This is a genomic window from Nocardia sp. NPDC060259, assembly GCF_042728775.1.
Taxonomy (GTDB): domain Bacteria; phylum Actinomycetota; class Actinomycetes; order Mycobacteriales; family Mycobacteriaceae; genus Nocardia.
In genome coordinates, this window is record NZ_JBHXAY010000001.1 from 228698 (window position 1) to 237012 (window position 8315).

The following is an 8315-nucleotide window of genomic DNA, read 5'->3' on the forward strand; positions in this document are numbered from 1 at the left end:
ACGAGCGTGAGCTACCCCAGCCAGGTGCGGACCATTCCTGTGTCGTTGGTACACCCGGTCAGTCACCGCTATCCGCTCGCGATGGCGGCACCATCGCTTGTGGTCGCGGCAGCGGGGGTATCGGCGTTGGACGGGTTCGATGTCGGGTCTCCGGGCGTGGTCGCCGGCGGCGGTGTGTTGTCGACCGGTTCGGAGGGAGCGCTGCCCGTGGGCGGATTCGTCGGGGAGTCGGCCGGCTGGGACGGTGTCGGATCCGGCGGCGCTTCTGGCAGCTGTCGAGGATCGTCGTGATGCTGCCGGCCGCGATGGTCCTCAGGTTCTGGGTAGTGGACAGCTATGACCGGGAAGTCGGTCGATTCGGCCAGGACGGCTGCTGTTGAATGGCCGTCACTCGGCGTCGTCGGCGGATCGAACCGTTCGAGGGTAGCTGGTCGGGGCCGCGGCTCGAGCGGCACGTGATTCCCGGTTGCCGGAGGCGGATCGAATGGCCAGTTCATTGCGGGCACTGCGGTCCAAGGCTCCGTGCTTGCTCGACTCAACGAAGCGGGCACGGAGTTGTGTGTGGCGGTCTGATGTATGACCGGCGTGGGCTCCGGTGTGCCGCGGACGGACCCTTCGAAGAGTGTGGGCGAGGGATGCTCGCCTGTGTGGGCGAGGCCGGGTTCGCGCTCGCCGATGTCGAGGCTGACGAATCCGGCTCCGGCTGAGGCGAAGACCGGCGCCGCGATCGTTGCCAGTGCCAGTGCGATCCGGGGAGCCGCTCGACGTAGCGGCGCCATCACGATGTCGGGTGCGGGGCGTGCGGCGCCCAGCACGGCCGCGCCCAGCGCGATGGAGTGCGCTGGCATGTTGCCTCGCACGATCGGGCATCGCAGCAGATCCGCGAGTGCGTGGGCCACCTCAGCCGGGGTGGCCGCTCCGCCGACAAGCAGGACCGCGCCCAACTGCTCAGCTGGAAGCCCGGCGGCGCGCAGACATTCGTCGATCAGCGGTGCAGAATCGCGCACGAGCGCGGCGCGGACATTGCCGGCCAGCCGGGAATCGGCCGTACCCGAGCCGGGTTCGATGTCGTGGCCATGGTCATGGATCGCCGCGGCAACCGCCGCTGCCGTACAGCGGCCACCGAAGCGGTACGAACGCACCGGCGTTCCAGCGATCCTGTGGCCGGTTTCGTCGTCGATGACGACGGCGAGGTCGAGCGAGGTCGCACCCAGGTCATAGACCAGGACCGGCCCGGGATTTGCAGCAGCGTCAGGATCTTCACGGTCGACCCGGTGATTCAGCGCTGCGGCGCAGGCCAGCGGCTCGGTCACGAGGTCGACGGCGTCCAGCCCGCATCGATCCAGGGCTTGCCGCAAGGAGGCGAGCTGACTGCACCGGTAGACGGCAGGATGAGCGAGCACGGTGTGCTCGGCAACCGCGCCGACGGCTGCCAGCATGTCTTCGACCGCGTGCGCGATCAGGTCGGCAGCCGCCGCCTCCGGCATCGAGAACTGCTGTGGGGCACACAGCAGATCGCCGAACCCGCGAAAGTTTTCGACTGTGCCGGAGCCGGTCGAGGTCGCGGTGCGCCCGCCGCTGACGAGTGGCTCTGCGCCGGCGCCGACAGACACGCACACCATGTTCTGCGCGCCGACAGACACGCCCCACCCACTACTCATCCTCACCGTCCTCCTGCGGTCGGTGTGCGTTCTCCGTGCATCTTTACCCGAACCGTCCGCGTCCGGAATCGGTGGCCGGCTCCCGAACCAGCACGCCCGATCGGCCTTCTGGACTCGTGGTGGCTGATCGGCGCCTGCTCGGCGGCCTCGACAGCGGTACTCGCGGCCGCGCTGTGGGTCGCTACGCACGTTCATCCAGATCCCGCTCTGCACACAGCGGGGCTGTTCGTGCATCTGGCCGCGCTGGTCCTGGGATTCGGCGGTGTCCTGATCGCCGACTATCTGACGTTGTTATGGCTGCTGGGGCGAAGCACTCTGGCCGAGGCGATGGCTGGGGTCTCCCGCATGCACGTACCGATCTGGGCGGGACTGGCCGCACTGGTCGCCAGCGGGTGCGTGTTGGAGCCGAATCTGAGTTCGCCTCTCACGCAGACAAAGATGGTGTTCACCGCGCTGCTCACGATCAACGGCATCCAGGCCACGCTGCTCAGCCGTCGACTTTCTGAGGCTACGTCCGCTCCATTGCCCGCAGGGTTGCTGCTGTGGGGAGCGGCCTCGGGAGCGATCTCCCAGGTTTGCTGGTGGGGTGCGATCGCGATCGGTTTCTGGAACGCGCAGCACTGATTCGGCCATGACGCGGTGGCCCGGCTGCTCGATCGCCGCCCGTTCCCCCTCTACACCCAGTGAAACCCTTCACGGGATCGCCTGCGCGGTAACCCGTTTCGACAAATCGGCACCGCGTATTCGCATGGCTTCCAGGCGCGGCGAATCGGATCCTGTTCCAGCGCAAGGAAACCGAGTTGCATCGACGTCTGGAGCCGTAGACTTGGAGGTCTCGGACGAGTATCACCGGAGCCGACTTGAGACCTGAGCGGGATCGCACACCATCGCGTCTGCGGCGCACGCTCTCGCTCGGACGATTGCTTGTCGTTCTCGTCGGCGTGAGTGTGATCGTGTTCGCGCTCACCGCTGCCATCGACCCCTATCGTCAGACAAGGCAGTTCCACCATGCTCTGCGATGTGAGCAGACCGGAGGCACCTGTTTCACCGAGGAGTCTGTCTCGATCAGTGAGCGGCGTACTTATGAAACGACTTCCACGACGACCGGCAGCGACGGCACAACAAGCACCACCAGGACAACCCATTACGAGCTCACATGGCAGCGCGGCGATGGTTCCCGCCAATCCCATGAGGTGAGCTGGGATCTCTACGACAGGTCTCGAGCGGGCCTGCCGGCGAGTCTGCAGCTGTGGCGCGGGCAAGTCGTCGGCATCACGGTCGACGGGCGGACGGATACGTTCTCACCGAGTGAAACCGACCTGCTCGGCCTATGGTTGTGGCTGGCGTTCATCGGTCTCGGAATTGCACTGTGGGGTCTGCTCGGCTGGTGGGATGGATGGTTCTTTCTCTATTATCGGGCGTTCGCATGGTCGTTCGTCGGCTTCGTGCCCTTCTGCTTCCTGGTGCCCGGCGTGTTGAGCTACGGCGCCGAGTTCAGTGTCGAATTCCTCGTGACTGTCGTCTTTGCCGGCTTCTTCACTGTTGTCGGGGCAATACTGCTGGCCGGCTCACTGTCTTTCCGGGATCGGTGGTGGCCGTATCACCGCAATCGCAAACTCATTCGACGATACATACGGCGGCCCGGAATCGGGGGCGGGTAACGTACTCAGCCCCTGATCGCTATTCGGGACAGCCTCGTCAGATGCCGAGCCCGGCACGCAGAGTGGGCCACGAGTCATGTAGCGCCTGTTGCCAGTACGGCCAGGAATGGGTGCCGAACGCTGTATACCGCACAGTGGGTCGCAGGCCCGCACCCCGCATCAACCCTTCGACGGTCCGGGTACAGGCGTGTGCGCCTTCCTCCAGGCTGATTGCCCCGGCGAGGTCGAGCGGGTAGGAGTAACTGGGGTCGAAGTCGACATCGGCCGGGCCCTGCGAGCCGCTGCCGACAGACATGTACAACGCGGTGTTGCGAAGAGCGCCCAAGTGTTTGGTGGGATCGTGGGCTGCCCAGCCGGGCGCGAGCGAGCCGCCCCACATCTTGTCCGGGTTCCCGCCACGGTGATGCACCGCAGCACGGACCATGGGCTGGCCGACGCCGCCGGTGAGCAGACAACCGCTGAAGACGCCGACGGCCCGGTAGAGGCCAGGGTTACGGAAGGCAAGCGTTGCCGCGGCCTGCGCGCCCATCGACAGCCCTGCGACCGCGTTCACACCGTTTCCCGAGAGCTCTTGATTCATCAATCGCGGCAGTTCGTGAGTCAGGAACTGTTCCCACCGGTTGTGACCGAGCGCGTCGTCGTCTTCGAGCCAATCGGTGTAGAACGTGCCGCCACCGCCGATCGGCATCACCACGTTGACATTCTTGTCCGCGAAGAAGGCCGGCGCATCGGTGCGCATCGTCCAGGTGCTCTGCGCCTGATCATCGCGCGCGCCCGTGCCATCGAGCAGATACAGGGTGGGACGTGGTGCGGATCCCCGCGGATGCAGCACGTCCAGGCCGACCACGCGGCCCATCGCCGGTGAATAGACGTAGAGCTGCTCCCAGGTGTCGCTGCGCGCGACGCGATGGTCGATCGTCGCAGTGGCAGCATGCGCAGGGCCCGGCACCAGCAGCGAGGCGAAGATGCCGAGAGCCGCTACCGCGCCGAGGACCTGGCGGTGCATCGCGGTGAACCGAGAAGGTGATGCTGTCATCAGATCCTCCCGGACCCGGACGGTCGCCGGATCCGAAAGGCATACCGTTCCTGTCTCGAAGCTTGTTACCCCACCATCGATTCGTGCTTGGCCAGAGCGTCCTAGGTCGGGCGAGACGGCAGAGTCCGGGTTTCGCGGGAAGGCTCGGCCGACGCACCCCCGCACCGCAGGTATGCCTGTCGCCGAAGCATGGCCGTGGCCACTGATCGTTGAGGGCACCATGAGCCCTTCGGTGGCTTTCAGACTGAACGCTTGACATTTATGAGGAACCGGAGAGTGGAGGCAGTCACAGGGTTACGGAGCGTGCTGCGGCGAGAACGATGGCGACAGCGGTGAGGACGGTTGCCGGGAGTGCTCCCTTGTAGTCACCGACACGCAGGTGTGTGGCGACTGCACCGATGAAGTAGAGCGCCAAGCCGACGGCAGCGGCGATGCCGACAGGCTCCCACCAGAGTCCGATGATCAGACCACCGACGCCGGCTATCTGGGCGAGGCCCAGGAACGGCAGCACGCTGTACGGCAGGCCGAGGGTGGACATCTGGTCGACGAGCCGCTGAGGCCGGGTGAATTTGGCTCCGGCGGAAGCCAGGAGCACCACTGACGTCAGGGCTGCGATGGTGACATAGACGATGAACATGGTGAAACCTCGATTGTTGGGCGAAGCGGAGTGGGACATGCGCCGACCTGGCACGGTTCGCCGGTCAGGCACTTTCGAACAGCCGGGTGCAGAGTTGCGCGGGCTGGGAGATCACGGCGTCGTGGTCGGCGGTCCGAGTGTGGACACGGAACGGTTCGGTCCGCCGTTGAACCCGAGGTTCAGGATCGGCCGAAGTGTGGCGTCTTCGAACGTGGTGTGCTGCATACGTTTGAAGGTAGGTATCCGTTAGGTACCAAAAGGTACCCTTCGGCTTGTGAGCCTCCGCCCCGGAACCGTGTTCCTCGCCGACTGCCCTGCCCGCATGGCCATCGAGATCATCTCCAGCAAATGGGCCGTGGTCACACTCTTCGCCCTGAGCGACGGCCCCCTGCGCCATGGTGAGCTGGTCGAATTGATCGGTGGCGTCTCGCGCAAGGTGCTGACGCAGACGCTGCGCCGCCTACAGGACAACGGGCTCATCGATCGGCGCACGTACGCCGAAGCGCCACCCCGCGTGGAGTACAGCATGACCGAGCTCGGGCGCACCCTGGAGGAGCCCATCAGAAAGCTCACCGAGTGGGCAAGAGTCAATGGTGAGGCGGTCGTCGCCTTTCACGAGGCCGCCGAGCAGAGGCGGCTGTCAGCGACGTCGATCGGTCCGTGATCAGCCGTGGCGGCCTGGCGGTGTCGGCGTCGCACCGGCCCACCGCCTCAGCCGCGCAACTTTCTGATCGTGTCATTCGAGCGCAATCGACGAAAGCAGGAATAATCGATGATTTTGCAAATCGATCTATGATCGGAGCATGACTCGGACAGCCCACACCCCGACCTCGCCGGCGAAGCAGATGCTTTCCGAGCAGGTCTACGCGCACTTGCGGAACGCGATCATGCGCGGCGAGTACGCACCCGGTGATGCGCTCAAACCGCAGGATCTCTCCAGGCAACACGAGGTGAGTCTGGCCGTCGTGCGTGAAGCGCTGGTGCGGCTGGTCGGCGAGGGCTTGGCCGAACGGCTGACCAATCGCGGCTTCGCGGTCCCCGCCTTTTCCGATCACCGCTGGCAGCAGATCGGCGAGGCCCGCCGGGCCATCGAGCCAGTCCTGCTACGGATGTCGATCGAACGGGGTGACCTCGACTGGGAGGGCGATGTCCGAGCTGCCTACCACCGGTTCGCGCGCACTCCGGCATTCGCCCCGGAGGACGGCGAGTACTACAGCGAGGCGTGGGCCGAGGCTCATCGGGTCTTTCACCGCGCCCTCTTGGAAGGGTGTGGAAACCCGGTGCTGCTGGAAACTTTCGACCGGCTGTGGGTCGCGAGCGAGCTCGCTCGCCGCTGGTCGGCACACCGCGGCCCGGAGCGAGACAGCGTCGACGAGCATCGCCGATTGGAGGAGGCGACACTCGCCCGTGACGCCGACGCCGCTGTCGACATCCTGACTCGACACCTCACCCTGACGACAGCCGCACTGACAGAGCAAGAAGGCTGACCCCAGCGCCTGAATCTCCCACGATCCTTACCCGACGGGGCTGGACCTACTACCCGAGAGCACCTCGGGGGTGTGGTCAGCTGAAGCAGCCGGGTCGAGGAGCCGTTCAGCTCGAGCGAGAGTAGAAGTAGAGGACGGCGAATCGTGAGTCACGAGCGATCGTGACCCCGGGGTAGTCGTTCACCAGATTGCCGTAGGGCGCTCTGGCGAACAGATCGATCGAGTTCGTACAGTCGAAGTTCCAGTCGTTGTCGCCTGTCCTCGTCGTCGGCTCGAAACCCACCTGCTTCGTCAACTCGGCGCAGGTCACCGGGCGCAGCGGTTGATGACGCGTCGGATCCGTGGCCGGGAAAGCGTCAGGACGCTCAGTCATCGGCAAGTCCTCCGGGTTCGGTATCGGCAGCGGCACTTCGGGATCCGCGGCAGTCGCGTCTCGGAGGCCTGCGGGTTGCCCTGGCGGCTACAGACCCGCCGCGATCCTACCCGTCCGGCCCCGGCGAACAATTCGAAAGCTTTCCGGAATTAACTATTCAGAGTAAATATCTAATCGCGAATAATGATAATTCCGACATGTTAGGATTCACGATTTCGGCCACAGAAAGAGCAGAGCGGGCTATATTTTTTGAACACCCATTTGCGGCTCGACATCCCGTCACACCGCTGCTCGATATTTCTGGAGATCGCCATGAGATCGACCTCTTCCCTCTTTCGCGCCGGATTTCTCGCTCCGGTGGCCGTCGCAACCGTATTCTGCTTGGCCGCACCGGTAAATGCCGCCCCCGTCAGCGTGAATTGGAGCTGCCGGGGCACCGTCTTCGGTATCGGCCAAACCTCGAGCATGAACACATCGGTCACCGGCACCGCGCCGAGCTCGGTGGCGTCGGGTTCCGCGGTGGCCATCACGATCACGCCGGGCGCCTCGTCGGTTCCCAGTTCGGCGTCCGGCTTCACCGTGAACAACATCAGCAACCTGAAGATGACCATTCCGACTCCCGCGAATTCGACCTTGGTCTCGGCGACCGCCTCCGGGGGTACCGTGGCCGGCTCGGTAGCGACGTCGGGTGGGAATGTCGTTCTCACCGTGCCGGGTCCGATCGCGGGCGGCACCAGCTTCACTCCCCCCGCGGTGACCATCAACGTCACCGCCGGTGTCGCCGGAACGCCGATCACCAGCAAGTACGCGGGGACCAGCTACGCCAGTCCCGGCATGACGATGACAACCAACGTCTCTTTCGTCGGCAACGTCGCGACCTCGTGCTACCCGAACCCGTCCCCGACCCTCACCACCACCAATGTGACCTGAGCCCGCGTATCAGCGCCGGCGTGCACGCGTCCGGCCTGCGGCGAACACCTCCGGACCGGGTTGCGCAAGCAACCCGGTCCGACCTCACCCGACCCGCACCTGGCGACTACGGTTTCCCGATAGTGCTTGCCCCACTTGACGTTTGGTGAACAGCGGCCACTTCGAGCGAATTTCTCGATGCGCGGTGTCGCATCCCCGGCCATGTCGTACAGTGCATGTCCGACACCGCCACGAACGCTCCGAAGGCCGGAGCGGGTGCCGCTTTCCTGATGTTCGTCAGCCACGGGTCCAAGCTGCCGGTCGATCGATTGACAGGAGCCACCATGCCCGCTTTCACACCCCGACCCCGCCGGCCGGAGTCGGACGCCGGCGAACGAGCACGCCCTGATCGGTGAGTTCTGGTGAGCGGTTCTAGGTTTCACGTGATCGATGGAAAGCCTGTGTGCCCGACAACAAGCGAACCCGCCAGGATCCCGGTCGAGCTCAAAAGGGCGCTGGAGTTCTATCACGGATCCGTCGAGGATCTGATC

General features: G+C 65.0%; 10 protein-coding genes. 5 read left to right on the forward strand and 5 right to left on the reverse strand.

The window, feature by feature from the left end:
- Window positions 1–68: 68 nt before the first annotated feature.
- Window positions 69–1643, reverse strand: a complete 1575-nt coding sequence (locus tag ACFWF2_RS01100) for an Hsp70 family protein (protein WP_379303282.1) — start codon at window positions 1641–1643, stop codon at window positions 69–71.
- 246 nt (window positions 1644–1889) lie between these two features.
- Between ACFWF2_RS01100 and ACFWF2_RS01105 the strand changes: the two genes are divergently transcribed.
- Both ACFWF2_RS01105 and ACFWF2_RS01110 read left to right on the forward strand, forming a co-directional pair.
- Window positions 1890–2285 carry a hypothetical protein gene (locus ACFWF2_RS01105; RefSeq protein ID WP_379303284.1) on the forward strand — a complete coding sequence of 132 codons (396 nt, stop codon included), beginning with the start codon at window positions 1890–1892 and terminating at the stop codon, window positions 2283–2285.
- 317 nt (window positions 2286–2602) lie between these two features.
- Window positions 2603–3322, forward strand: a complete 720-nt coding sequence (locus tag ACFWF2_RS01110) for a hypothetical protein (protein WP_379303286.1) — start codon at window positions 2603–2605, stop codon at window positions 3320–3322.
- A gap of 37 nt (window positions 3323–3359) precedes the next feature.
- Here the strand turns inward: ACFWF2_RS01110 and ACFWF2_RS01115 are convergent, their stop codons facing one another.
- Both ACFWF2_RS01115 and ACFWF2_RS01120 read right to left on the reverse strand, forming a co-directional pair.
- Window positions 3360–4358, reverse strand: a complete 999-nt coding sequence (locus ACFWF2_RS01115; RefSeq protein ID WP_379303288.1) for an alpha/beta hydrolase — start codon at window positions 4356–4358, stop codon at window positions 3360–3362.
- Between the two features lie 286 nt (window positions 4359–4644).
- On the reverse strand, window positions 4645–4995 hold the full coding sequence (locus ACFWF2_RS01120; RefSeq protein WP_379303290.1) for a DoxX family protein: 351 nt from the start codon (window positions 4993–4995) through the stop codon (window positions 4645–4647).
- 322 nt (window positions 4996–5317) lie between these two features.
- Between ACFWF2_RS01120 and ACFWF2_RS01125 the strand changes: the two genes are divergently transcribed.
- Both ACFWF2_RS01125 and ACFWF2_RS01130 read left to right on the forward strand, forming a co-directional pair.
- Complete coding sequence (locus ACFWF2_RS01125; protein WP_379303292.1) at window positions 5318–5659, forward strand: winged helix-turn-helix transcriptional regulator; 342 nt, start codon at window positions 5318–5320, stop codon at window positions 5657–5659.
- 139 nt (window positions 5660–5798) lie between these two features.
- The gene (locus ACFWF2_RS01130) at window positions 5799–6482 is read left to right on the forward strand and encodes a GntR family transcriptional regulator (RefSeq protein WP_379303293.1); all 684 of its coding nucleotides are present in this window, start codon (window positions 5799–5801) and stop codon (window positions 6480–6482) included.
- Between the two features lie 106 nt (window positions 6483–6588).
- On the opposite strand, the gene ACFWF2_RS01135 is transcribed toward ACFWF2_RS01130, so the two are convergent.
- Together ACFWF2_RS01135 and ACFWF2_RS01140 are read right to left on the reverse strand one after the other, a co-directional pair.
- Window positions 6589–6891, reverse strand: coding sequence for a hypothetical protein (locus ACFWF2_RS01135; protein ID WP_379303295.1), 303 nt, complete (start codon window positions 6889–6891; stop codon window positions 6589–6591).
- A 164-nt stretch (window positions 6892–7055) separates the two neighbouring features.
- On the reverse strand, window positions 7056–7466 hold the full coding sequence (locus tag ACFWF2_RS01140) for a hypothetical protein (protein WP_379303297.1): 411 nt from the start codon (window positions 7464–7466) through the stop codon (window positions 7056–7058).
- Between ACFWF2_RS01140 and ACFWF2_RS01145 the strand changes: the two genes are divergently transcribed.
- The gene (locus ACFWF2_RS01145) at window positions 7459–7785 is read left to right on the forward strand and encodes a hypothetical protein (RefSeq protein WP_379036053.1); all 327 of its coding nucleotides are present in this window, start codon (window positions 7459–7461) and stop codon (window positions 7783–7785) included. The genes ACFWF2_RS01140 and ACFWF2_RS01145 overlap by 8 nt on opposite strands.
- Window positions 7786–8315 lie beyond the last annotated feature (530 nt).

Coding starts and splice junctions, on each gene's coding strand:
- ACFWF2_RS01115 (WP_379303288.1), bottom strand. CDS start 4,358: ATGACAGCATCACCTTCTCGGTTCACCGCGATGCACCGCCAGGTCCTC.
- ACFWF2_RS01120 (WP_379303290.1), bottom strand. CDS start 4,995: ATGTTCATCGTCTATGTCACCATCGCAGCCCTGACGTCAGTGGTGCTC.
- ACFWF2_RS01125 (WP_379303292.1), top strand. CDS start 5,318: ATGGCCATCGAGATCATCTCCAGCAAATGGGCCGTGGTCACACTCTTC.
- ACFWF2_RS01130 (WP_379303293.1), top strand. CDS start 5,799: ATGACTCGGACAGCCCACACCCCGACCTCGCCGGCGAAGCAGATGCTT.
- ACFWF2_RS01145 (WP_379036053.1), top strand. CDS start 7,459: ATGACCATTCCGACTCCCGCGAATTCGACCTTGGTCTCGGCGACCGCC.
- ACFWF2_RS01140 (WP_379303297.1), bottom strand. CDS start 7,466: ATGGTCATCTTCAGGTTGCTGATGTTGTTCACGGTGAAGCCGGACGCC.